This window comes from Mycobacterium sp. UM_Kg27, from assembly GCF_000972905.1.
GTDB lineage: Bacteria > Actinomycetota > Actinomycetes > Mycobacteriales > Mycobacteriaceae > Mycobacterium.
The window spans coordinates 1-24537 of the sequence record NZ_JRMM01000057.1 but is presented as its reverse complement, the minus strand read 5'-3'; the positions used below and the strand labels follow the sequence as shown (position 1 = coordinate 24537).

At 69.2% G+C, this 24537-nt stretch carries 21 protein-coding genes and 1 pseudogene; 8 read left to right on the top strand and 14 right to left on the bottom strand.

Annotated elements, in window-relative coordinates:
- Nucleotides 1–882 (top strand): annotated as a pseudogene (locus LI94_RS11075) (hypothetical protein); the annotation flags it as partial.
- A gap of 19 nt (nucleotides 883–901) precedes the next feature.
- Here LI94_RS11075 and egtE read toward each other — a convergent pair.
- The 9 genes from egtE to LI94_RS11035 form a co-directional block, all read right to left on the bottom strand.
- Complete coding sequence (gene egtE, locus LI94_RS11070) at nucleotides 902–1984, bottom strand: ergothioneine biosynthesis PLP-dependent enzyme EgtE (protein ID WP_046301210.1); 1083 nt, start codon at nucleotides 1982–1984, stop codon at nucleotides 902–904.
- Nucleotides 1981–2949, bottom strand: coding sequence for an L-histidine N(alpha)-methyltransferase (egtD, locus tag LI94_RS11065; RefSeq protein WP_024443054.1), 969 nt, complete (start codon nucleotides 2947–2949; stop codon nucleotides 1981–1983). The genes egtE and egtD overlap by 4 nt, the downstream gene beginning before the upstream one ends.
- Nucleotides 2946–3647, bottom strand: coding sequence for an ergothioneine biosynthesis protein EgtC (gene egtC, locus LI94_RS11060; RefSeq protein ID WP_024443053.1), 702 nt, complete (start codon nucleotides 3645–3647; stop codon nucleotides 2946–2948). The genes egtD and egtC overlap by 4 nt, the downstream gene beginning before the upstream one ends.
- Entirely contained in the window at nucleotides 3647–4936 is a 1290-nt protein-coding gene (gene egtB, locus LI94_RS11055; protein ID WP_046301209.1) for an ergothioneine biosynthesis protein EgtB, read from the bottom strand. Before egtB ends, egtC begins: the two co-directional genes overlap by 1 nt.
- Nucleotides 4933–6219: an ergothioneine biosynthesis glutamate--cysteine ligase EgtA gene (gene egtA / locus LI94_RS11050; protein ID WP_046301208.1), complete on the bottom strand. Its 1287-nt coding sequence runs from the start codon at nucleotides 6217–6219 to the stop codon at nucleotides 4933–4935. The genes egtB and egtA overlap by 4 nt, the downstream gene beginning before the upstream one ends.
- Nucleotides 6220–6283: 64 nt before the next feature.
- Complete coding sequence (locus tag LI94_RS11045; protein WP_046301207.1) at nucleotides 6284–6946, bottom strand: sensor domain-containing protein; 663 nt, start codon at nucleotides 6944–6946, stop codon at nucleotides 6284–6286.
- Complete coding sequence (locus LI94_RS11040) at nucleotides 6939–8387, bottom strand: catalase (protein WP_024443049.1); 1449 nt, start codon at nucleotides 8385–8387, stop codon at nucleotides 6939–6941. Before LI94_RS11040 ends, LI94_RS11045 begins: the two co-directional genes overlap by 8 nt.
- Nucleotides 8388–8521: 134 nt before the next feature.
- Nucleotides 8522–8905, bottom strand: a complete 384-nt coding sequence (locus LI94_RS23775) for a hypothetical protein (protein ID WP_024443048.1) — start codon at nucleotides 8903–8905, stop codon at nucleotides 8522–8524.
- Between the two features lie 81 nt (nucleotides 8906–8986).
- Nucleotides 8987–9322, bottom strand: a complete 336-nt coding sequence (locus LI94_RS11035) for a hypothetical protein (protein ID WP_036458204.1) — start codon at nucleotides 9320–9322, stop codon at nucleotides 8987–8989.
- A gap of 250 nt (nucleotides 9323–9572) precedes the next feature.
- Here LI94_RS11035 and LI94_RS11030 point away from each other — a divergent pair, with 250 nt between their 5' ends.
- Nucleotides 9573–10319, top strand: coding sequence for a hypothetical protein (locus LI94_RS11030; RefSeq protein ID WP_024443046.1), 747 nt, complete (start codon nucleotides 9573–9575; stop codon nucleotides 10317–10319).
- Here the strand turns inward: LI94_RS11030 and LI94_RS11025 are convergent.
- The 3 genes from LI94_RS11025 to LI94_RS11015 form a co-directional block, all read right to left on the bottom strand.
- Nucleotides 10312–11418, bottom strand: a complete 1107-nt coding sequence (locus LI94_RS11025) for a DUF4185 domain-containing protein (RefSeq protein ID WP_024443045.1) — start codon at nucleotides 11416–11418, stop codon at nucleotides 10312–10314. The two genes, LI94_RS11030 and LI94_RS11025, sit on opposite strands and share 8 nt — an antisense overlap.
- A gap of 89 nt (nucleotides 11419–11507) precedes the next feature.
- Nucleotides 11508–12554, bottom strand: a complete 1047-nt coding sequence (locus LI94_RS11020; RefSeq protein WP_046301206.1) for an aspartate-semialdehyde dehydrogenase — start codon at nucleotides 12552–12554, stop codon at nucleotides 11508–11510.
- Nucleotides 12555–13820 (bottom strand): aspartate kinase, encoded by a 1266-nt coding sequence (locus LI94_RS11015; protein WP_046301205.1) that lies wholly within the window; start codon nucleotides 13818–13820, stop codon nucleotides 12555–12557. It lies immediately after the preceding gene.
- A gap of 335 nt (nucleotides 13821–14155) precedes the next feature.
- On the opposite strand from LI94_RS11015, the gene leuA reads away from it, so the two are divergent.
- Both leuA and LI94_RS11005 read left to right on the top strand, forming a co-directional pair.
- Nucleotides 14156–15976 (top strand): 2-isopropylmalate synthase, encoded by a 1821-nt coding sequence (gene leuA / locus LI94_RS11010; RefSeq protein ID WP_239651201.1) that lies wholly within the window; start codon nucleotides 14156–14158, stop codon nucleotides 15974–15976.
- Nucleotides 15977–16014: 38 nt separating this feature from the next.
- Entirely contained in the window at nucleotides 16015–17826 is a 1812-nt protein-coding gene (locus LI94_RS11005; RefSeq protein WP_046301203.1) for a helix-turn-helix domain-containing protein, read from the top strand.
- Here the strand turns inward: LI94_RS11005 and LI94_RS11000 are convergent.
- Both LI94_RS11000 and LI94_RS10995 read right to left on the bottom strand, forming a co-directional pair.
- On the bottom strand, nucleotides 17808–18914 hold the full coding sequence (locus tag LI94_RS11000) for an alpha/beta hydrolase (RefSeq protein ID WP_024443040.1): 1107 nt from the start codon (nucleotides 18912–18914) through the stop codon (nucleotides 17808–17810). The two genes, LI94_RS11005 and LI94_RS11000, sit on opposite strands and share 19 nt — an antisense overlap.
- A 107-nt stretch (nucleotides 18915–19021) precedes the next feature.
- The gene (locus LI94_RS10995; RefSeq protein WP_024443039.1) at nucleotides 19022–20020 is read right to left on the bottom strand and encodes a DEDDh family exonuclease; all 999 of its coding nucleotides are present in this window, start codon (nucleotides 20018–20020) and stop codon (nucleotides 19022–19024) included.
- Nucleotides 20021–20209: 189 nt separating this feature from the next.
- Here LI94_RS10995 and LI94_RS10990 point away from each other — a divergent pair, with 189 nt between their 5' ends.
- The 4 genes from LI94_RS10990 to LI94_RS10975 all read left to right on the top strand — a co-directional run.
- Nucleotides 20210–21436, top strand: a complete 1227-nt coding sequence (locus tag LI94_RS10990) for a Mur ligase family protein (RefSeq protein ID WP_024443038.1) — start codon at nucleotides 20210–20212, stop codon at nucleotides 21434–21436.
- A complete protein-coding gene (locus LI94_RS10985) occupies nucleotides 21429–22142 on the top strand; it encodes a type 1 glutamine amidotransferase (RefSeq protein WP_024443037.1) in 714 nt (237 codons plus the stop codon). Before LI94_RS10990 ends, LI94_RS10985 begins: the two co-directional genes overlap by 8 nt.
- A 13-nt stretch (nucleotides 22143–22155) precedes the next feature.
- Complete coding sequence (locus LI94_RS10980; RefSeq protein WP_046301201.1) at nucleotides 22156–23424, top strand: helix-turn-helix domain-containing protein; 1269 nt, start codon at nucleotides 22156–22158, stop codon at nucleotides 23422–23424.
- A 106-nt stretch (nucleotides 23425–23530) separates the two neighbouring features.
- Nucleotides 23531–24537, top strand: a 1007-nt coding sequence (locus tag LI94_RS10975) for an alkane 1-monooxygenase (RefSeq protein WP_046301200.1), incomplete at its 3' end; no start/stop codon positions are given.

The following is a 24537-nucleotide window of genomic DNA, read 5'->3' as shown; positions in this document are numbered from 1 at the left end:
CCGCCGATCGTGCTCCCCACTCCCCCGGTCGTGAAGCCCAATCCTCCGGTCGAACTCCCCGATCCCCCGGTGGTGAAGCCCAATCCTCCGGTGATCAAACCGATCCCGCCGGTGATCAAGCCGAACCCGCCGGTCGTCAAACCCGAGATTCCGGTGATCAAGCCTGATCCCCCGGTCGTCAAACCCGAGATCCCGGTGATCAAGCCGAACCCACCGGTGGTGACACTGCCGGATCCGCCGGTTCAGGTCCCGGACCTGCCCGTCGTCAACCCCAACCCCGGCATTCAGCTGCCTGAACTGCCGATCAAGGTTCCCGACGCACCGGCCGTCAGCCCCAACCCGGGAATCCAACTACCGAATCTGCCGATCCAGCTGCCGAATTCAGGCCCCCCGGCCGGGCTTCCGGTCCCCCAGGCCCCGGCGCTGCCGTCGCTGCCCGCACCCCAGGCGCCCGCACTGCCGTCGTTCCCCGCACCGCAAGCTCCCTCGCTACCGTCGTTCCCCGCACCGCAAGCTCCCGCACTGCCGTCGTTCCCCGCACCGCAAGCTCCCTCGCTACCGTCGTTCCCCGCACCGCAAGCTCCCTCGCTGCCATCGCTACCGGCACCCAAGGCACCCTCGCTGCCCTCACTGCCCGCACCGAGCGCACCGTCCATGCCCAACCTGGGTGGGGGCATGTTCGGCGGCGGCGGAAAGCCCGGTGGCATCTTCGGCGGCGGAGGCAACCCCGGCGGAATCTTCGGCGGCGGAGGCAACCCCGGCGGAATCTTCGGAGGCGGAAAGCCCGGCGGTGGGATCTTCGGCGGCGGAGGCGGTGGACTCTTCGGCGGCGGAGGCAAGGGCCTATTCGGCGGCGGCGGCAAAGGCCTGTTCGGCCACTAGCGTTCGCCGCGAACGGCCTTCATCGGCTGTGCCGCGCACCGGCCAACGCTGCTGCGAGTACCTCCAAGTCTGCGTCGGTGGTGTCGAGGTGCGGTGAGATCCGCAGCACGGGCGAGGTCAGCTCCAGCGGTGCGCGTTCAACTCCGGCTGCGGTGGTCACGATCTTGTGCTCGGCGATGAGCCACGCACGCAACGCCACCGGATCGATGCCGGCCGGCGGCACCAAGGTGGTGATGGCGCTCGGCTCGTCGATCGGTTCGACCACCCGCCAGCCGGGTAGCTGTGCCAGCACCCGTCGGCTCCGGGCGCCTACCCCGGCCAGCTCAGCGCGAACCGCTGCCGGCCCGGCCGCCAGATGTTCGCCCAACGCAACGGAGAAGCCCACCTGCGCAGCCACATTGACGTCACCTGCCTCCGGTCCGGGCGCCGACAGCGCGGCCAACGCCGGCCGTACCGCCAGCGCCCCGACCCCGCGCGGCCCGGCAATCCACTTGCGTGACGACGAATAGACCGCATCGGCGCCGACGGCGCAGTCGATCTGCCCCAGGGCCTGCGCCGCGTCCACCACCAGCGGAACGCCGACCGACCGGCAGATGTCCGCCGCCTGCGCCAGGGGCTGCACCAGCCCTCGGTGACTGCCGACCGGGGTCAGGTGCACCAGGCTCGGCGGGTCGGCGGCTAGTGCAGCCGCCGCCTCGTCGAGTATCAGGCGGCCGGCGGGGTCCACCGGCAGCGTCCGCCAGCTGAACCCGTGCGCCGCCATCACCGCCAGATTCGGGCCGTATTCACCGGGCAGGCAAGCCAGGGTGCGCTGGGCGTCCGGCCACCGGGACAGAAGCAGGTCCAACGCATTTCGCGAGCCCGTGGTGAACACCACGTCGGCATCGGCCATGCCGATCAATGCGCCGAAAGCCGCCCGCCCGGCATCCAGTACCGGTACGGCTGCCTCGGCGGCGACATAGCCACCGACCTCGGCTTCGTGGCGGGCATGCTGTGCTGCGGCGTCCAGTGCTGCATAGCTCTGCCGTGAGCAGGCCGCACTGTCCAGGTGCAGCCCGGCGACCGGTGGGCGCGCGGCGCGCCAGTTGTCGGCGCGGCTCATTTGATGGCGAGCGACAGGCCGAAATCGCCTGCCGCGTCGGTCCACCACCGTCGGCGCCGCAGTCCCGCCGCGGCCAGTTCCTCGGCCACCTGCTCCGGTCGGAATTTGCAGGACACCTCGGTCAGCATCTCCTCACCGGCCGCGAAATCGACAGCCAGATCCAGCGCACCGATCAGGACATGCTGGGCGCGGCGCGCCCGCAGCCACATCTCGATGCGCTGTTCCGCCGAATTCCAGCGCGCCACATGGGCAAACTCGTCCAGGTCGAAGTCGGCGTCGAGTTCACGGTTCACCACCGCGAGCACATTGCGGTTGAACGCCGCGGTCACCCCGGCCGCATCGTCGTAGGCACGCACCAGCCTGTCGGTGTCTTTGACCAGATCGGTGCCCAGCAGCAGGCCATCGCCGTCGTGCATGACTGCGGCGAGGCCGGCCAGGAAGTCGGCACGCGGGCCCGCCGTCAGGTTGCCGATGGTCGATCCCAGAAATACGAACAGGCGCCTGCCGCCGTCGGGGATCTGGGCCAGATGGTGCTCGAAATCGCCGCAGACGCCATCCACGCGCACGCCGGGATAGTCACGGGCGATCGCTTCCCCCGCCGTCTCCAGTACCCCGGCGTCTACGTCGAACGGGATGAATCGGCGCAACGCACCGGCGTCCTGCAGCGCGTCCAGCAGCAACCGGGTCTTCTCTGAGGTGCCGCTGCCCAGCTCTACCAGGGTGTCCGCGCCCGACAGCGCCGCCACCTCGGCCGAACGTGCTCGCAGAATCTCCGCCTCGGCGCGGGTCGGGTAGTACTCGGGCAGCCGGGTGATCCGGTCGAACAGCTCACTGCCGATATCGTCGTAGAACCACTTGGGCGGTAAAAACTTCGGATGCTGAGTGAGCCCGTGGCGGACGTCCGCCCGCAGTGCGGTGCGAGCCGCGTCGGCGGCCAGGTGATTGGCGACAGTGACCCCCGTCATCGGGCCACGCCCAAGGCGGTGACGCGGACCTCTCCGTCGTGCGCATCGACCAGGTGACAATCTGGGATATCCACCCAGCGCGGGTCGTCGTCGTAGGGCTCGCTGGCCAGCACCACACCATCGGCACCGTGCAACATCGACAAGGTATCTCCCCACGTCGTCGCCAACATTCGGGAACCGTTGGCGGCCAAAATGTTCAGTCGTGCGTGCGGGTCGGCCGCACCGATCTCGGTGATCACCTCACCCAACGACTCCACCCCCCGGTCGAAGATCACCGCAGCCAGTACGGCACTGTCACAGACCGATTCGGCACCCCTTGTAGTGGCCAGGACCTCACGGTTCACCACGCCGTTGTGTGACAGCAGCCAACCGCCATCGGTGAACGGCGCGGTGGCGCTGGCCTCGATGGGCATCCCGACGGTCGCCGAACGCACCGCGGCCACCACGCAGTGGCTGGCCAGCACCGGCGCGATCGAGGCGAAAGACCCGTCGCTCCACAGCGGCGCCGCGCTGCGCCACCGGCGCGGCGGCCCGCCCTGGGAGGCATCGAAAAAGCCCGCGCCCCAACCGTCGGCGTTGAGCAGCCCGTGCTGCTGCCGGCGCGGAGCATAGGACTGCACGAGCAGACCCTGCGGCGGTTCCAGCATCAGCTCGGCCAATGACCGCGGTTTGCCCAGCCAGCCCAGGTGTCGACACATCAGGCGTCCCAGGCCAGTCGGACACCGGCGAAGATCTGCCGCCGATAGGGGTGGTCCCAGTTACGAAAGCTCGGCCGCAGGATCTCGCGGGCCACCGCCCACGAGCCGCCACGCAGCACCCGGTAGTCGCCGCCGAAGAACGGTTCCGAATAGCGTTGGTAGATCATCGGAGAAAAGCCCGGCCACGGCTGCAGTGCCGAACTGGTCCACTCCCAGACGTCGCCGAGTAGTTGTTGCGCGCCATAGGCCGACGCCCCGCCCGGATAGGATCCGACCGGCGCAGGTCGCAGCGCCGCGCCGCCCAGGTTGGCCAGCTCGGCCGACGGTTCGGTGTCACCCCAGGGGTAGCGGCGTCGCGCGCCGACGGCTGGATCCCAAGCGCAGGCCTTCTCCCATTCGACCTCGGTGGGCAGCCGGGCCCCGGCCCATGCCGCGTATGCCTGCGCCTCGAAATAACTGACGTGCTGCACCGGCTCGTCGTCGGGAAGATCCTCGGCGTGGCCGAACCGGACCCGGGATCGGTGATCGGGGCCCCAGAACTCCGGCGCCGTCAACCCGGCCTGCACGCAGTGGCGCCAACCGCGTTCGCTCCACCACTGCGGTTGCCGATAGCCGCCGTCGTCGATGAACGCCCGCCATTCCCGGTTGGTCACCGGCACCCGGCCGATCCGGAACGCCGCCACATCGACACGGTGGGCGGGTCGTTCGTTGTCGAGCGAGAACGGCTCGTCGGTGGCATCGACGCCGAGCACGAATTCACCGCCGGGTACCAGCACGGAGGTTCCGGCCAGGTCGGACAGACCGGCGGGCAGGCCGTCGCCCGCGCCGAGCAGCGGTGCACCGGCGCGGAGGTTCAGCGCCTGCAGCATGGTCTCGTCGTGCTGATGTTCATGACTGAGGACCAAGCCGAATACGAACCCGTCCGGCGACTGCGCCACGTCACCGGGCAGCGAATCCAGCTTGTCGAAAACCTTGGAACGCACGGTGGCGCAATACTTCCGGGCCTGTTCAGGCGCCAACAGCGGTAGATCGACCCGGCTGGCCCGCGGATGGATGAAGGCATCGTAGAGGCCCTCGACATCGGCCGGCAGCATGCCGGACCGCGCCGGGTCCCCGTCACGCAACAGCCACAGCTCCTCCTGCTGACCGATATGAGCCAGGTCCCACACCAGCGGGCTCATCAGCGGGTCGTACTGGCGGTGCAGCTCGGCGTCGTCGAAATCGACGAGCGTCAGCGTGCGCTGCCGCGCCCGGGTCAGATCGCGGGCCAATATTTCGGATGTGGTCATAACTGTCCGCGCGCCAATCGGGTCACCATCGCCGTGGCGTCGGACCGGGTCACTTCGTCGGTGACGTCGTCGGCCGGGCAGCGGCCTCGTTCGACCATGCCGACCAGGCGATCCATCCCGTCACGCAGGGACGCGGGGACCCGGTCAGCGACCAGTCCCACGCAGCGTCGGGCGGCGGCGTGCAACCGTGGGTCGGCCAGGCCGATCCGGGCGGCGACGTCCCAGGCGGTGGCGACGGGGGCGACGGCGTCGCCGGCGCTGTCCGCGGCCACCGGGTCATCGAGGAGGGTGGCCAGGGTGAATACCAGTGCCGGCCAGAGGCTGTCGTCAACACTGTCGAGGTAGCGGATCTCCAGCCATCCGCGCGGACGCACCGGCGGAAACAACGTGGTCAGGTGGTAGTCGAGGTCTTTGGTGCCGGCGCGGCGACCGCCGAGCCGCACCCTTCCGTCAGCCCAGTCGGCGAACGGCACGTAGCGGCTGACCGGAATCGCTTCGGGTGTATGCACGAGCATGACGGGCGCTTTGAGCGCGTACCGCGCCCAATCGGTGGCGGGGTCGGTGCCGTCAAGGCCGAGGACGGGACCGCAGCGCGCCGAGTCCAGCCGGCTCCACACCCGCTGCCGGGTGGAGCGCCAGCCGGAGAACTCCCCGGACAGCAGCGGGGAGTTCGCGGCGATCGCGACCATCGTCGGGCCCAGCGCGTGGGCCAGCCGGACCCGGTCGGCCCAACCCGAGCGGGTACCGGCATCCAGGTTGAGCTGGACCGAGGCCGTGGACGTCATCATCGCCGCACCGGCCGAACCGGTGTGGCTGGCGGCGAAGAACTGTTCCATCGCCGCGTAGCGCTCACCGGGGTTGACCCGCTCGGTGGGCCGCAGCGGGTCTGCCCCCAGCTGCACCAGTCCCAGGCCGGCGTCCGCGAAAGCCGCCCGCAGCAGCGCCTGGTCGGCCGCCATCGCGTCGATCGCGGAGAGCGCATCGGTCAGCGGCGGGCCGGAGAGCTCCACAGCGCCGCCGGGCTCGACCGTGACGACGCTGCCGCCCGGCAAGGCCGGCAGCGACCGCAGCACGTCACCGATCTCGGCCCAGCCGGGCCGGCGGTGCGGGTCGGTGGGGTCGAAGCAGTGCGCCTCGATCTCCAAACCCACCCGGCCGTGCGGGGCGTCGGTGAGGCACCGCTGCGTGATGTAGTCGGCGGCGTCGGAGGCACCGGCCAGTTCGGGGCCGCCCAGGCAGGCTTCATCTCCGCGGGACAGCTGCGTCGCCGCGGCGAACCCCATATCAACCCCTCCGCCCGTCGATCCTCCCGACGCTACCGGAGAGGGGCGACAAGAGGACGGGTGATCACTGACCCAAGGAGTTCTGCATCGCCCCTGCCAGCACGGTCACCGCTGGGCCGGCGTTACCGGACTGGCAGACCTTGGCCTGCAACAAGACGTTGGCCCGCAGCCGGGTCTGGTTGAAGCAGCGCCGGTCGGTGCCGGCCTCCTGCTTGGTCCAGGCCGCATCCGTAGCCGTGGCAGGCCCACCGCTGAACTCCCAGACCTGGGTGGCTCCGTTGTCCAGATGCATCGCGGTGGTGCGGCCCGGACAGCCGCCGGTCCGGTCGACGACACGATGAAACGCCGCGGCCGCAGCATCGTTGGTGGCGAACACGCCCACCGCCTGCTTGGCGAAGTGTCTCTGGTCGTTGGCCGAGGTCTGGCTGACGGCGCTGTTGAACGACGCCAGGTCGGGATCGTTGTAGACCTCGGGCAGTCCGATGTCGGCCCAGTTGTTGCATGCCGGGTCGTCGACCCAGAAGGCCTGGAAAGGCTGGCCGGAGACGGCCTCGAAGCCCATCGGGGCGCCCACGATGTTGCCGACCGATCCCTTCGGCAGCACCGCGTAGGAGACCACGCCGGGTTCCGACGGCCCGGCGGCGGCAAGCGGAGCGACCGCTGCACCTGCTGCGGCCAGCCCCAGCCCCGCCGCCAGGGTTGCCGCGGCCCGTCGCCCGTCAGGCAAGGTTGGCCCGCACCCCGGCCTCCACCGCGCTGCCCAGATCGGGGTCGACGTTGCGCCAGTACTCGAACACCCGGGACAGCACCGGCTCGGTGACACCGGCCGAAACATGCCCAATAATGTTGGCGGCCAATCGCTTCCGCGCATCGTCGTCGAGGACGTCGCGGACCAGGGTCCGAGCCTGACTGAAGTCATCGTCGTCGGGCCGCAGCGTGTAGGCAGCGCGCACCATGTCTCCGTCGGCGTGCCAGCGCACTTCGGCGGCACGGGCGGGGTCAGCCTTGGGTCCGCCCATCGAGTTCGGTGCGTACACCGGGTCCGTCGCATTGACGAACCGCATGGCACCGTCCTTGGAGTAGCTGTGCACCTCGGATTTCGGTGCGTTGACCGGCAATTGGCTGTAGTTCGTCCCGATCCGGGCCCGGTGGGCGTCGGCGTAGGAGAAACCCCGGGCCAGCAACATCTTGTCCGGGCTCAGGCCGGTGCCGGGCACCATGTTGTTGGGCTGGAACGCCGCCTGCTCGATCTCACTGTGGTAGTCGCTGACGTTGCGATCCAGGGTCAGCTTGCCGACGTCGATCAGCGGATAGTCGGCGTGCGGCCACACCTTCGTCAGATCAAACGGGTTGTAGCGGTAGGTCTTTGCCTCCTCGAATGGCATGATCTGCATCTTCAGCGTCCAACTCGGGTACTCCCCGCGCTCGATCGCCTCATACAGGTCCCGCTGGTGGAAGTCGGCATCGACGCCGGCCAACCGGTCGGCCTCCTCCTGGGTGAGGAAATCCACGCCCTGGTCGCTGATGAAGTGGTATTTGACCCAGAAGATCTCTCCGGCGGCGTTGATCCAGCTGTAGGTGTGGCTGGAGTAGCCGTTCATGTGGCGCCAGTCCTTCGGAATACCCCGGTCCCCCATCAGCCAGGTGACCTGGTGAGCCGACTCCGGGGTGAGGCTCCAGAAGTCCCACTGCATGTTGTGGTCGCGCAGGTTGCTGGCCGCGCGACGCTTCTGGGAGCGGATGAAGTGCTGGAACTTCAGCGGGTCACGCATGAAGAAGACCGGGGTGTTGTTGCCGACCAGGTCGAAGTTGCCCTCCGAGGTGTAGAACTTCGTCGCGAAACCGCGGGGGTCCCGCCAGGTGTCTGGGCTGCCCCGCTCGCCGGCGACGGTGGAGAACCTTGTCAGCGTCTCGGTCTTGGCGCCCGGCGCGAACACCGCGGCCCTGGTGTATGCGGTGACGTCTGCGGTGACCTCGAAGTGACCGAACGCCCCACCACCTTTGGCGTGCGGCTGACGTTCGGGGGTGCGCTCCCGGTTGAACATCGCCATCTGTTCGATCAGGTAGTGGTCCTGCAACAGGATGGGGCCATCGGGGCCGATCGTCAGCGATTCGCCGTCGCTGGGCGCCGGGATTCCGGAGTCGGTGGTGGTGTGGTGCTCGGTCATCTGTCTGTCTCCTCCTGTGCTCAAGCGCTTGTGAATCAACGTGTTTGACTCAGATCGCCAACGAGTGTGCGGTCACCTGCGGCCGACATGGCACATCGCGCAGGACGCCGCGCACGCGGCAGCTTTGGAAAGGATCAGCGGTGCGGTGGCGGCGCCGACGGCGGAGGTGGTGGCGGCGGCGCTGGTGGCCCGCCGGGCCCGCCCGGGCCATTGCCCGGGCCGGCCGACCGGGGACCTGGCCAGTGTGGTTCCGCACCGGGACCCGCTGGCCCGAAACCGGGCCCGCCCGGCCCGAAATCGGGACCCATCGGCGGGCCGTGATGCATCATGCACGGGCCATGGCGGTGGTGCCCGTGCCAACCGCCGCCGCTGAGGTAAACACCGGTGCCGAAGATGACGGCGGCGACGAAGACGGTTCCGGCGACGATCACCACCCAGGCCGCGGCTTGGTAGAGCCGGTTCGGCGGTGGCGGCGGCGCCGGCGGAGGAGCTTGGGCGGGGACTGGCGACTCGCTCATACCGATCAATCATGCCCCAGAACGACGCCGGCCGCCGCCCTTCGGGAGGGGCGGCGGCCGGTTGCTCGTGGCCGGGACGGGTTACCGGCCGGGTGGGGACGGCGGGGCCTGGGTGCTCACCGATGGCGGCAGCTCACCGGGTCCTCGCTGGTCCGGGCCGGGTCCCATCGGTCCCGGGCCGCGGTGGTGGCCCTTGTGAAACATCGCGTGTTGGCCGTGGTGGCCGTGATGTCCATGGCAGTGGTGCCCGCCCGGACCGCCGCGGCTGACCCAGACTCCGGCCAAGAAGATCGACGAGACGATGAAGACGATGCCGGCGACGATCGCGACCCAGGCCGCGAGCCGGTAGAGCCAGTAGGGCTTGGGCTCACCCGGCGGTGCCGGCGGAGGGGTTGTGGTGACGGGTGTTTCGCTCATGTAAGGCATCTTGCCGGGGGCAACACCCGGCACCGCTAGGTCTTGGCTATGCATCCGCTATGAGCGCATGCGCCGGCCGGGCGGTCCACCGGCCCCCGAACAGCCGGACGCCACCCTATAAATAGGGTCAGAAAGTCCAGGGAAACCCCTGTATCCCCGCCCCGCCCCGCGCTCCTAGCATCGCTCTCAGAACCAGCCAACAAGGCGGTTACCAGGAGGGGAAGGCACGACAATGGGAAATCTGAAACGTATGGGAAGCCTGAGCGTATTGGCGGCCGGGTTGGGTATCGGGGCCGCCCTGGCGACCACGCCGGGCGTCGCTTTGGCCGGGACAACCTCGGCGGACGGCGGCGCCGGTGCGCTGGGCGTCGCCGCCGCCTTCGCCGCAGCGGACGTTGGTGACGCGGCCGCCACGATCGGCACCGCGGCGGCGGTATCGCTGCCCACCCTGCCCGACGGCTTCGGTAGCATCGCCATCTCGATCAGCGGATTCGATCTGCTCACGCTGGGGACCGCGTCCGCGTCGTCAAGCTTCGGCAACTTCGCGATCGCCTACGGCGACTACTCGGACGCCAACGCCATGAGCGGCTTGTTCAACTACGCGTCCGCCCAGGGCGACCACAGCCTCGCCGTGGTCGGGGACACCGGATCGTTCAACTACGCCTCCGCGATCGGCGATCACGCCAGCGCTTCAGCGGCGTGGGGCAACGGCAACGTGGCCACCGCGACCGGCGATTACGCCGTCGCCAGTGCGGGCGCCTCGGTGGTGCCAGGCGTCTACGACAGCCACTACAACACCGCCACCGCCGAAGGCTTGCACGCCATCGCCTACGCCGGCTGGGACGGCAGCAGCAACAACGAAGCGAGCGCCGTCGGCGACTACGTCCAGGACTACGCCCCGGACGGCAACCCGTTCAACCCGGCCGACGCCGACGCCAACCTCCTCGGTGACGGCGGCACGGACTTCTGGTCCGGGCTGTGGAGCCTGTTCAGCTGACCGACCAGGGCTTGAACGGGTTGACCGCGAACTGGATCACCCGGTAGGGCGCGCGGTCACGCGGCTGGGTGTTCCACTGGCTGACGAATATCCGTAGCTCATCGAGGGTCGATCCGGGTGAGATGTAGCCGCCGTAGGGCTGGGCCAGCCGGTTGTCGAACGGGGCCGGCAAGGTCTCCACGGGCACCGGCGGATCCGGCCACTCGGCGTGCTGCACCACCGTGGTCACCGGGGCGGTGCCCAACCCGGTCGGTTCGTAGGCCACGCGCACCTCCATGTTGCCGGTGGTGCCGTTGAAGTAGGACAGCACCGGCCTGCCGTCGATCTGGCGCAGGCTCAGCTCGCCGATCTGGTCGTTCCACAATGGCGTGGGCTTGTGCCCCCAGCCTTTGTCGGCCGACCAGCCCTGCCAGGCCGAGCGGTCGGTGAACTCGGCCGGTGCGACCCGGTACAGCGTCACCGATGCGCTGCGGTCAAAGTTGTTGGCCACCAGGTACACCCAGCCGGTGGGTGAGTCCGGAGCCGGAACCGGGTCGTAGTAACCACTGATCTGGGACTGGCCGTAATCCTGATAGGAGGCGGGCCGCGCCGATCCCGGCACCGTCTGCCAACCCGGTTGCGCCGGATCGGCTTTCACCAGCCGTGAGCTCTGCGGAACCAGCATCTTGGCGGTGGTCACCATCAGATAGTTGGTCCGGTTGATCGAGACGATTCCGGCCGGCAGCTGCGTACTGCCCGCCGGCCCCGGATCGGCCAGCAACGGCCTGTCCACCCCGAGCACCCCGGTGTAGCGCACCCCGTCGGAGTCGTCGACCGAATCGGGGTCCAGCCGCAGTGCGATCGGCGAATACCAGCCGCCATACCCGACACCCTGGCCGGCGAAGCTGTCCCCGCAGATCTGCAGCACCGCGCTGGGGAACTCCATGAACTCACACAGGTCGGTGGCGCCGATACCGTAATCGCCGGTGGGCGTTCCGGTTCCGGCGCTGGGGCCGATCCGCACCACTTGACCTTCGGCCAGCGGCCACAGCACCGGACGCGGGATGGGCGCGGGCGGCTCGGCGTGCGCCACAGCAGGCAGAGCCACCAGCATTGTCATCAGCGCCGACCCCGCCGAGCGCGCACTCCGTCCGAGAGTTCTTCGGAAATCTCGCGCTGAGCGCACGTTCGACGCCCGGGGCTTTCGGGTCAGGCCCCGGAAGACCCAGCCAGCAGCTCGGCGATCTGAATCGTGTTGAGCGCCGCGCCTTTACGCAGGTTGTCCCCGGAGACGAACAGCGCCAGTCCGCGCCCGTCGGGAGCGCCCGGGTCAACCCGGATCCGGCCCACCAGCGAGTCGTCGGCGCCGGCGGCAGCCAGCGGGGTCGGCACGTCGGTCACCGTCACACCCGGGGCCTCAGCCAGGATCTCGGCGGCCCGCTGCGGAGACAGCGGGCGAGCGAACTCCGCGTTGATCGACAGCGAGTGCCCGGTGAACACCGGCACGCGAACACACGTGCCGCTCACCAAAAGGTCTGGCACGCCGAGGATCTTGCGACTCTCATAGCGCAGCTTCTGGTCTTCGTCGGTCTCGCCCGAGCCGTCGTCGACCAGCGAGCCCGCCAGCGCGACCACGTTGAACGCGATGGGTGCGACGTACTTGTTCGGCGCCGGGAAATCGACCGCGCCGCCGTCGTTCACCAATTGCTCGGCGCCGTCGATGACCGCACGGACCTGCGTCGCCAGCTCCTGCACGCCGGCCAGCCCGCTGCCCGAAACCGCCTGGTAGGTCGAGACGATCAGCCGGGTCAGGCCGGCCTCGTCGTGCAGCGGCTTGAGCACCGGCATCGCCGCCATCGTGGTGCAGTTCGGGTTGGCGATGATCCCCTTGGCCAACTGCTTCCCGCGCACATCGCGGTCGAAGTTCACCTCCGAGACCACCAGCGGGACATCGGGATCCTTGCGCCACGCCGACGAGTTGTCGATCACCGTGACCCCGGCGGCGGCGAACCGCGGCGCCTGCACCCGCGACATCGTCGCCCCGGCGGAGAACACCGCGATGTCCAGCCCGGACGGGTCCGCGGTCTCGGCGTCCTCGACCTCGATCTCGGCGCCGCGGAATCCCAGCTTGCGTCCGGCCGAACGGGCCGAGGCGAAGAACCGCACCTGCTCGGCCGGGAAGTTGCGCTCCTCCAGCAAGGTACGCATCACCTGGCCGACCTGGCCGGTCGCACCGACCACACCGATGGAAACCATTTAGCGCCCCGTCCCGCCGTAGACCGTGGCCGCCTCGTCCGTGCCGAGGCCGAACGCCTCGTGCAGCGAAACAACGGCCTTGTCCAGATCATCTTCGGCGCACAGCACCGAGATCCGAATCTCGGAGGTGGAGATCAGATCGATGTTGACCCCGTTGTCGGCCAGCGTCTCGCAGAAGGTGGCCGTCACCCCCGGGTGGCTGCGCATCCCGGCACCGATCAGCGACACCTTGCCCACCTTGGCGTCGTAGAGCACCTCGGTGAAGCCGATCTCGCTCTTGAGCGACTCCAGCTTGGCCACCGCGGCCGGCCCGTTGTCGCGCGGGCAGGTGAAGGTGATGTCGGTCTTGCCGTCCTCGATCTTCGAGACGTTCTGCAACACCATGTCGATGTTGATGTCGGCGTCGGCGACGGCACGGAAGATCTTGGCCGCATAGCCGGGCAGGTCGGGGATACCGACCACGGTCACCTTGGCTTCGCTGCGGTCGTGCGCGACTCCGGTCAGGATGGCGTCTTCCATGGGGATGTCCTTGATCGATCCAGAAACGATGGTGCCGGGTTTGTCCGAGTAGGAGGACCGGACGTGGATGGGCAGGTGGTAGCGGCGGGCATACTCCACGCAGCGCAGCATGAGCACCTTGGCGCCGCATGCGGCCAGTTCGAGCATCTCCTCGAAGGTGACGGTGTCCAGGCGCTTGGCGTTGGGCACGATGCGCGGGTCGGCGCTGAAGATGCCGTCGACATCGGTGTAGATCTCGCAGACGTCGGCCTTGAGCGCCGCGGCCAGCGCGACCGCGGTGGTGTCCGAGCCGCCGCGGCCCAAGGTGGTGACGTCCTTGGTGTCCTGGCTGACACCCTGGAAACCGGCAACCAGCACCACCTGGTCCTCGCCGAGCGCGGCCTGCAGCCGGCCCGGGGTGACGTCGATGATCTTGGCCTTGCCGTGCGCACCGGTGGTGATGACTCCGGCCTGCGACCCGGTGAACGAGCGGGCGTTGCAGCCCAGCTCCTCGACGGCCATCGCGACCAGGGCGTTGGAGATCCGCTCTCCGGCGGTCAGCAACATGTCCAGTTCGCGAGCCGGCGGCGCAGAACACACCTGCTGCGCGAGGTCCAGCAAGTCATCGGTGGTGTCGCCCATCGCCGAGCAGACCACCACGACCTCGTTACCAGCTCTTTTGGTCTCGACGATGCGCTCGGCGACCCGGCGGACCCGGTCGGCGTCGGCCACCGACGATCCGCCGTATTTCTGCACGACGAGCGCCACGGTCGTCCTTTCCGCCGATCTGACTGATCGGGCCTCTACAAGAACCTCAACAAGGATAGGGGAAGGACTTCACCGGTTCACTCGGCCTCCAGGGCGACAACGTGCCAGGACATCGCACTGCGGCCACGGGATCGGCGTGTAAACTTCTCCACGTGCAACGCGCGCTCCTGCTCGGACGCCGCGACGGGGTCTGACCAGGACCGGCTCCCCGTCGCGGGTTTCGCCGATGCGCCGGTTCTTGAGTCCACTGGACAAGTCCCTGACAAGCCGGAGCGAAAATCGTGACCACCTATTCCCAGCCTTCTAGCACTGACGCCTTCACGTCCACCCGTGCCATCACCACACCCGCCGGGCCACGAGGCGCCGGCCAGCCCGCCTGGAACCCCCAGCGCGGCTCGGCAATGCCGGTCAACCGGTACCGCAGCTTCGCCGACGAGGTCGAGAACATCGTCCTGCCCGACCGCACCTGGCCGGACCGCGTCATCGAACGCGCCCCGCTGTGGTGTGCGGTGGACCTGCGCGACGGCAACCAGGCGCTGATCGACCCGATGAGCCCGGCGCGAAAGCGGCGGATGTTCGACCTGCTGGTGGCGATGGGCTACAAGGAGATCGAGGTCGGCTTCCCGTCGGCCAGCCAGACCGACTTCGACTTCGTCCGCGAGATCATCACCGAGGGCGCGGTGCCCGACGACGTCACGCTGCAGGTGCTGACCCAATGCCGTGACGAGCTGATCGAGCGCACCTTTGAGGCCTGCGCGGGCGCCAAGAATGTGATCGTGCACTTCTACAACTCGACGTCGGTGCTGCAGCGACGGGTGGTTTTCCGGGCCGACCAGGCGGCGGTGCAGGCCATCGCGGTGGCCGGGGCGCGCAAGTGTCTGGAGGAGCAGGCCAAGTACCCGGACACCCGGTGGCGCTACGAGTACTCGCCGGAGTCCTACACCGGAACCGAACTGGAGTACGCCAAGGCGGTCTGTGACGCCGTCGGCGACGTGATCCAGCCGACGCCGGATAACCCGATCATCTTCAACCTGCCGGCCACCGTGGAGATGGCCACCCCGAACGTCTACGCCGACTCGATCGAGTGGATGAGCCGCAACCTGAAGCGCCGCGACTCGGTGATCCTGAGCCTGCACCCGCACAACGATCGCGGCACTGCCGTGGCCGCCGCGGAACTGGGCTATGCGGCCGGGGCCGACCGGATCGAGGGCTGCCTGTTCGGCAACGGCGAACGCACCGGCAACGTCTGCCTGGTGACGCTGGGCCTGAACCTGTTCTCGCGCGGCGTGGATCCCCAGATCGACTTCTCCAACATCGACGAGATCCGGCGCACCGTCGAGTACTGCAACCAGCTCAACGTCCCCGAACGTCACCCTTACGGCGGTGACCTGGTCTACACCGCGTTCTCCGGCAGCCACCAGGACGCCATCAACAAGGGCCTGGACCAGATGAAGATCGACGCCGACGCCGCCGACTCCGACGTCGACGACATGCTCTGGCAGGTGCCCTACCTGCCGATCGACCCCCGCGACGTGGGCCGCACCTACGAAGCGGTGATCCGGGTCAACTCGCAGTCCGGCAAGGGCGGCGTGGCGTATGTGATGAAGACCGACCACGGCCTGGTGCTGCCGCGCCGACTGCAGATCGAGTTCTCCAAGGTCATCCAGCAACTCACCGACGGCGAAGGCGGCGAGGTCACACCGAAGGAGATGTGGGACGCCTTCGCCGAGGAGTACCTCAACCCGATCCGGCCGCTGGAGCGGATGCACCAGAAGCTGCTGGCGGCCGAGACCGACGACGGCACCGACCGTATCGAGGCCACCGTCCTGGTCGACGGGGTGGAAACGGAGATCACCGGGGCCGGCAACGGCCCGCTGGCCGCGTTCGTCGACGCGCTGAGCCAGATCGGTGTACAGGTCCACGTGCTCGACTACTCCGAGCATGCGATGAGTGCCGGTGAGGAGGCCCAGGCCGCGGCATACGTGGAGGCGCGCGTGACGATCGCGAGCGCGACGGAGTCGGGCGAAGCGGGTCGGCACGCCGAAGGCACAGCCGGTGACCACACCGTGTGGGGCGTCGGGATCGCGTCGTCGATCACCACCGCGTCGCTGCGCGCGGTGGTCTCCGCGGTGAACCGGGCGGCCAAGCTAGGCTGACGCGACCAACGGGGGGCAGGCATGACGCGAGTGACGCGATGTCCGGGGATGACAACCCGCTGCTGAGGGCTGCCGCCGACCGGATGGCATTCCTGGAGTTCGGCAGGCCAAGCGTCGCGGGAGTCTCCGACCTGGTTGTCGCTTCGTGGGAGCGCAGCCGGGATGCTGGCGTGGATGTCATTCGCCCGATCAGCACGTTCACCGATGCGGTCGACACCGATTCGCTGTTGGCGCGCGCCGCGCGCCCCGTGCTGGAGCAGTTGGGCGACGACACCTCCGCCGCGCACCTGCCGCTGGCCATCGGCCTGACCGACCGCAAAGTGCGCGTCGTCCAACGGATCGACTCCTCCTCGACGGGCACCCGGCTGTTCGACCGGGTCCAGTACGCGCCCGGATTCGACTTCTCGGAGGCGGCCGTGGGCACCAACGGGGCCGGCACCGTCTTCGAGTCAGGCCAGGCCGCCAGCATCGTCGGCCCGGAGCACTACAGCGAGAGCCTGGAGAACTTCGCCGCCTGCGGCGCTCCGATCCTCGACCCGGTCACCGGCCGCGTCGAAGGCGTCGTGGCAATCGCCACCCTGACCCAGGCGTGGAACCCCGTCATGCACGTTCTGGTCAAGAACGCCGCAAAGGAGATCAGCCGCAACCTGCTGCTCGACCGCAGCCAGACACAACAGGCCGTCTTCGACGCCTACCTCCGCGTCACCGCCCGGTCGAACCGCGCGGCCGTGTTCGCCTTCGGCACCGCGCTGCTGATCGCCAGCCCCGCCGCCCAGCAGATGTTCGACGCCGCGGAACAGCAGGTGCTCCGCGACCACGCGACGTTCCTGCTGGCCGGCAGAGAACGCGCCAGCGACACCGTCGTCCTGCCGGGCAGCCAACGCGTCGTGCGGATTCGCGGAACCCGTGTCTTCGCCGGCGCGCAGGTCGCCGGGACGCTGATGATCGCCGAACCGGTGAGGTCTGGTCGTGTCGGAGCCGCTGAGGAGTCCGCCGTGCTGCCGGTTGAGGTGCCCACGCTCTTCGGGTCGCCGCAGTCCCTGGCCAGCGGCCGCTCGCCGGCTTGGGTGCGGGCCTGCGGCGAACTGCGCGACGCACTGGAGAACCTGATGCCTGTCCTGCTGGTCGGTGAGGCCGGGGTGGGCAAATTCACCCTGGCGACGCAGCTTTTCCAGTCGGTCCATCCCGGTGGTCGCATCGTGACGGTAGACGCCGGACGGCACGCCAACGACGGCAAGGACGGTCCGCTACCCAACGATTCGGGCCAGCCCACGTTGTACATCGCCCGCAACGTCGACCAGGCCGACGCGGAGGACATCGGCGCGCTGGACAGGTATTTCGCGGTGGTCGAATCGGTCGATGCACCCAGTTGGAGGGTCGCCACCGTGTCCCACGACCCGGACGGGTCGGCGCCGGCGCTCGGTGCGCTCCTGGGGCATTTCGACGCAGCGATCACGGTGCCACCGCTGCGCTACCGTACCGACGACCTGCCGGGCATCGCCGCCGCGCTGCTGCGCGGGATCGCAGGCGAGCGCAGGGTGCGACTCGGCCCGGCAGCGCACCGGCTCATCGGCCGCTATTCGTGGCCGGGAAACATCGCTGAACTGCGCGATGCCCTCGAACATGCGCTGCGCAAACGTCAGGTCGGCGAGCTCACCGACACCGATCTGCCCGGCTACTGCCAGAGCGTGTCCCGCCGCGCCCTGACTCAGCTCGAAGTCATCGAGCGCGACGCGATCGTCACCGCCCTGCGACAGGCCAACGGCAGCCGGGTGGCCGCCGCAGCGCAGCTGGGAATGTCGCGGTCAAGCCTGTACCGGAAGCTGAAGACCTACGGGATCACCACGTAGTCGTCGATTCCCTCCGGAACCGCCGCCCAATCGGTCACCGCACGGATGTAGGCACCGATCTGCCGCAGCGAACGGTTGGCCTCCGGCACTATCGGCGCGATCTGGAACACGTGCATCTGACCGGGCCACACCCGCAGCTGGACCGGAACACCGACGCCGGCCAGCCTGTTCGCCACCAGCGTGGCGTCGTGCAGCATGGCCTCGGACCCGGACACGTGGATCAGGGTGGGGCACAGCCCGGACTCGATGTGGTCGAGCGGTTCGAAGATCTCCTCGCGCGTGCCGTCGGCGCCCCGGCGCCTGGCGGCGTGGGTGATCAGGTCGACGAGCGCATCGAAGGCCTTGGCGGGGAACATCGCATCGGTGGCACTGTTGGGGTGCTCGCGCCTGGACGCCTTGGCGATCTGGGTCAACGGCGACATGCAGACGACGGCGGCGGGCTGTTCTGCCTCATCGAGCAGCCGTACCGCCAGCGCCAGCGCCAGGTAGCCTCCCGCGGAGTCACCGGCCACCACTATCTGGTCCGGTGCGTATCCCTGACTGCGCAGCCACTGGTAACCGTCGTAGCAGTCGTCGATCGCCGCGCCGACGGAGTGCTTGGGGATCATCCGGTAACTGACCACCAGCGCCGGGCTGTCGGCATACTTCGACAGCGTGGTGACCATCCGATCGTGGGTGTTGACTCCGCACGTCAAGAACGCGCCGCCGTGCAGGTAGAGCACAACGCGGCCGGTGCCGTCGGCGGGCCGCACACCGGCGGCGCGGACCAGCCGCGCCGTGCAGCGTGCCAACCGAACCGTGCGGCGAACGCTGCCCGGGGCGGAGGGGACGACCCGGGCAGCGTGGTCCAACAGGCCCCATGGCCAGGGCGCCTTCGGCAGTTGAGCGCCGATCGCCAGGATGGGCCGAATACTGAGACGCGCGGCCAAACCGGCCAGCTGGCCGGCGAGGCTGGGCCCGTTCTCCACCACCTCGTCCAGCATCGCGGGATCCCGGTGGTGGGCGGGGTTCGACGCGCTCCGACGGGCCCAGCCCGCCAGCGGGGTCACGTCGGCGGGGAGCCGGTCTGTACGCACAGCGGTGGTCATCGCTGTCCTGCCGGGCGCCGCGAATGTTTCGTCACGGTTAACAGCATGGGGGAAGCTGTTCACCTGCCGATGTCCCAAAATGAGACATTTCGCGTCGCGGCGACGCGTTAAAACAGCGAGATCTGCTCGCCGGCCGCCCCGGAATCGACGAACTCCTCGATGTCGGTACCGGAGACGACCCCGCCCGCCCGGCCCACGCACGCCATGAAGTCCTGGTCCGAGACCATCGGTACGCCCAGCTCGCGCGCCAGGTAACCCTTGCCCTGTTCGGGGCGGCCCTCGTTGCAGATCACCAGTGAGGTGTGGGCGTCGACGACGTCGCTGTAGGCCAGCCCCGCGTGCAGGATGCGTTCGACGAGCTCCTCATGGGTGCGGGTGCACTCCGCCGACAACGCCACCCGCATGCCCTGCACCAGCGGGCGTCCCCGCACGTAGCGACCCGGGTTGAGGTAGGCACAGGGCATCCGCGACGCCAGCGCCTTCAGCGGTCGCAGTTCCTCGTGGGTGATGCGGCCGTTGGGCCACCGGCGCCGAGTCACCGGCCGCACCGGCAACCACACGTCACGCTCCCGGGCGCGCTGGAGCGCAGGCTCCAGCACCCCGGCCAGCACCCGCGCGTCATCGAGTGCGTCGTGCGCGCGGGTCTGGACGACGCCCCAATGCGCGGCCAGCGTCTGCAACCGCAGGTTGGGCAGGCCCAGGTCCAACCGCCGCGCGAGCTCCAGGGTGCACATCACCGAATCGACGGGCAGTACCGCACCGGCCATCTCCGCTTCGGCCGCCAGGAACGTGTAGTCGAACGCCACGTTGTGGGCCACCAGGGTCCGCCCCGGCAGCAGTGCGACCACCTCGTGGACCACGTCGGCGAACTGCGGCTGCCCGGCCAGCATCTCCGCGGTCAGCCCGTGCACATGGGTGGGCCCGGGGTCGGTGCCCGGGTTGAGCAGGTGCGACACCGACTGCTCCACCCGGCCGTCGGCGTCGAGCGCCAACGCGGCGACACTGAGCACCCGCGCTTGCCCGGGCCGAAACCCCGATGTCTCGACATCGACCACGACCCAGCCGTCGCCGGGTTCGCGAGCCGGTCGGCCCCACCGAGCACTCATGTGACGAGGATGGCATGCGGGTCGGACGATGGCCGGGCGGCAAGGGCCCGTGTCGGGGCAATTTAAACTTCCCAGGGCGATCGCAAGCACGGCGCCCGCGCCGCGCGCAGCGGGTCGCCCTAAACTTCCCAGGGCGATCGCAAGCACGGCGCCCGCGCCGCGCGTAGCGGGTCGCCCTAAACTTCCCGAGTGATCACCGCCCGAGGACGCCTGGCCCTGGCCGCCGGCGCGAGCGCCCGGTGGGCGTCGCGCGTGACCGGCCGCGGTGCGGGCGCGATGATCGGCGGTCTGATCGCGATGACCCTGGACCGATCGATCCTGCGTCAGCTCGGCACGGGGCGACGCACCGCGATCGTCACCGGCACCAACGGCAAGTCGACCACCACCCGCATGCTCGCCGCCGCACTGAGCGACCTGGGCGCGGTGGCCACCAACTCCGAGGGCGCCAACATGGACGCCGGGCTGGTTGCGGCGCTGGCCGCCGACCGCACCGCGCAACTGGCGGCGCTCGAGGTCGACGAGATGCACGTCCCGCACGTCGCCGATGCGGTATCGCCGGCCGTGGTGGTGCTGCTCAACCTGTCCCGGGACCAGTTGGACCGGGTCGGCGAGATCAACGCCGTGGAGCGCGCGCTGCGCAGCGGCCTGGCCCGTCATCCGGAGACGGTGGTGGTCGCCAATTGCGATGACGTGCTGATGACTTCGGCCGCCTACGACTGCCCCAACGTGGTCTGGGTCGCCGCGCGTGCCGGCTGGTCGGGCGACTCGGTCAGCTGCCCGCGCAGCGGCGAGGTGATCGACCGCCAGGAGGATCACTGGCGCTCCAGCGGTAGCGAGTTCAGCCGTCCCGCCCCGCAGTGGTGGTTCGACGACGACGCGCTCTACGGACCGGACGGGCTGGTGCTGCCGATGCGACTGGCCCTGCCCGGCACCGTCAACCGCGGCAACGCCGCCCAGGCCGTCGCCGCCGCCGTCGCCCTGGGCGCCGATCCGGCCAAAGCGGTGGCCGCGGTCTCCGCGGTCGACGAAGTGGCCGGCCGCTACCGCAGTGTGCGGGTCGGCGAGCACACGTTGCGGATGCTGCTGGCCAAGAACCCGGCCGGCTGGCAGGAGGCGCTGTCCATGGTGGACAAACATGCCGCGGGGGTGGTGATCGCTGTCAACGGTCAGGTGCCCGACGGCGAAGACCTGTCCTGGCTGTGGGATGTGCGCTTCGAGCACTTCGACACTGTGCCGGTGGTGGCGGCCGGCGAGCGCGGCACCGACCTGGCCGTGCGGCTGGGCTACGCCGGGGTACAGCACACCCTGGTGCACGACACCCTCGCGGCGATCGCGTCCTGCCCGCCCGGGCCGGTCGAGGTGGTGGCCAACTACACCGCGTTCCTGGCGCTGCAGCGGAGGTTGGGTGATGGCTGACACCGTTCGGATCGGGTTGGTGCTGCCCGACGTGATGGGGACCTACGGTGACGGCGGCAACGCGGTGGTGCTGCGTCAACGGTTGCTGATGCGCGGGATTCCCGCCGAGATCGTCGAGGTCACCTTGGCCGAACCGGTGCCGGAGTCTTTGGACCTCTACACCCTGGGCGGCGCCGAGGACTACGCACAGCGACTGGCCACCCGGCACCTGATCACCCACCCGGGCTTGCAGCGCGCGGCGGCCCGCGGAGCGCCCGTGCTGGCGATCTGCGCGGCCATTCAGGTGCTGGGGCACTGGTATGAGACCTCGGCCGGTGAGCGGGTCGACGGCGTCGGGTTGCTCGATGTGACCACCTCTCCGCAGGAGTCGCGCACCATCGGCGAGGTGGTGGCCACGCCGCTGCTGGCGGGGTTGTCGGCGCCACTGACCGGCTTCGAGAACCACCGCGGCGGCACCGTGCTGGGGCCGGACGCCGCGCCGCTGAGTGCGGTCACCAAGGGTGCCGGCAACAAGGCGGGCGACGGCTACGACGGCGCGGTGCAGGGCAGCGTCGTCGCCACCTATCTGCACGGGCCGTGCCTGGCCCGCAACCCGGAACTGGCCGATCTGCTGCTGTCGAAGGTGGTCGGCGACCTGGCGCCCCTGGAGCTGCCGGAAGTGGACGCGTTGCGCCGCGAACGGCTGGCTGCGCCCCGGCGGGTCTGACTACGGTCTGACCATGACCGATCAGAGCGCCGTCGCCCAGGCCGCGATCGCAATCTCCCAGCGCCTCGACGAGCGCCTGGCCGGCACCATCGGGGTCATCGAGGATCTGGTCGCCAAGGAGTCGCCGGACCTCACCAGCGATTCGTCGCTGCTGCAGCTGCTGCATGAGACCGTGTCGGCCAACGTCGACACGTACTTCTCGGCGATCCGGCACAACATTCCGGTGGCTGACATCGCGGCACCGCCGGTCGCCCTGGAACACGCCCGCCGGCTGGCGCAGCGCGGGGTGCCGGTCAACGCGTTGGTGCGCGGCTACCGGCTGGGCCACTCGGTGGCGCTGCAGCTGGTGCTGGAGGAGATCCGTTCTGCCGCGCTGGAACCCGACCTGAGCCTGAGCGTGCTCGGCACCATGTCGACGATCATGTTCGGCTATATCGACGAGATGTCGCAGCAGGTGTCGGCCGTCTATCAGGCCGAACGGGAACGCTGGCTGGAGAGCCGAAACGCGGTGCGCGCGTTGCGGGTCCGCGACATCCTCGCCGACGAGAGCCTGGACGTCGACGCGATGACGACCGCGATCCGCTACCCGCTGCGGCGCACCCACGCCGGGATCGTGGTGTGGTACCCCGACTCGGCCAGCGACCGGCTGGCGGCGGCGGAGGCCTTCGTCAAGAACCTGGCCGAGACGCTGCCGGTGCACGGGTCTCCGTTGTTCGTCCCGGCTGACAGCGCATGCGGGTGGGCGTGGCTTCCGCTGTCCTCGGACGCCGCAGACGACGTGGTGGAACAGATCCGCGCCTGCGCGCTTGCCGCGGAAGGCGAGCCGTGGGTGGCGATCGGCGATCCGCTGCCCGGAGTCGAGGGGTTCCGCCGGTCGCACCAGCAGGCGCTGGCGGCGAACGCCCTGGCGGTCGCCTCCGGCGAAAGCGCGAATCGGGTCAGTGCGGCCCGCGACCCCGGGCTTGGGGCAGCGGCCCTGCTCGGTGGCGACAACCTGACTGCCGCGCGGGCCTGGGTCGCCGAAGTGCTCGGCCCGCTGGCCTGCGCCACCGAGAGCGACGGCCGGCTGCGCGACACCCTGCGGGTGTTCTTGCGAACCGGATCCAGCTTCAAGGCGGCCGGGGAGCAACTCCATTTTCATGTCAACACCGTGAAGTACCGAGTGCAGCGGGCGGTCGAGCGCCGCGGCCGCCCGATCGCCGGCGATCGCTTAGACGTCGAGATCGCCCTGCTGCTGTGTCAGTGGTACGGCACCGCGGTGTTGTCTCCCGGAGACGAATAGTCGGCCGAATTCCGGCCGCGCGGGACGAGCGGCGAGGCTGCGGCGCTCCCTAATGTCAGGCACATCCGAAAACACGTGGTGTGACCGAGGCGAGGGGTTGAACGCGATGAGCACCGAGATGGCCAGCGAACCGAAGCTCTGGCAGGACAAGAAGCGTCACCTGTGGCTGTTGGGCCTGGTGGTGCCCACCATGCTGTTTTTGATGTTGCCGCTGGTGTGGGCCCTGAACCAGGCCGGCCTGCACACCGCGGCGCAGCTGCCGTTGTACATCGGGCCGATCCTGCTCTACGTGCTGCTACCGGCGCTGGACCTCTGGATCGGCGCCGACGGTCAGAACCCGCCGGATGAGGCGATGGCGGCGCTGGAGAACGACAAGTACTACCGCTACGCCACCTACGCCTACATCCCCTTCCAGTACGCCAGCGCGATCTTCGGCGCCTACCTGTTCACCGCCTCGGACCTGGGCTGGCTCGGGTTCGACGGGTCACTGGGCTGGCTGGGCAAGATCGGGGTCGCGCTCACCACCGCGACCGTGGCGGGGGTCGGGATCAACACCGCCCACGAGCTGGGCCACAAGCGCGAGTCGCTGGAGCGGTGGCTGGCCAAGATCACCCTGGCCCAGGTCTGCTACGGCCACTTCTACGTCGAGCACAATCGGGGCCACCACGTCCGGGTGGCCACCCCCGAGGACCCCGCGTCGGCCCGATTCGGTGAAACATTCTGGGAGTTCTTGCCGCGCAGCACTTTCGGCGGCATCCGCTCGGCGTGGGAGCTGGAAGCCCAGCGGGTCCGCCGGACCGGCAAGAGCCCGTGGAACCCGCGGACCTGGGCGGACAACGACGTGGTCAACGCGCTGGCGATGTCGGTGCTGTTCTGGGGCGTGATGATCGCGGTGTTCGGCGTGGCGCTGCTGCCCTACGTGCTGATCAACGCGATCTACGGGTCGTCACTGCTGGAGTCGGTGAACTACCTCGAGCACTACGGGCTGGTCCGCCAGAAGCAGGCCAGCGGCCGCTACGAGCGCTGCACACCGCAGCACAGCTGGAACTCCGACCACATGGTGACCAACCTGTTCCTCTACCACCTGCAGCGGCACAGCGACCACCACGCCAA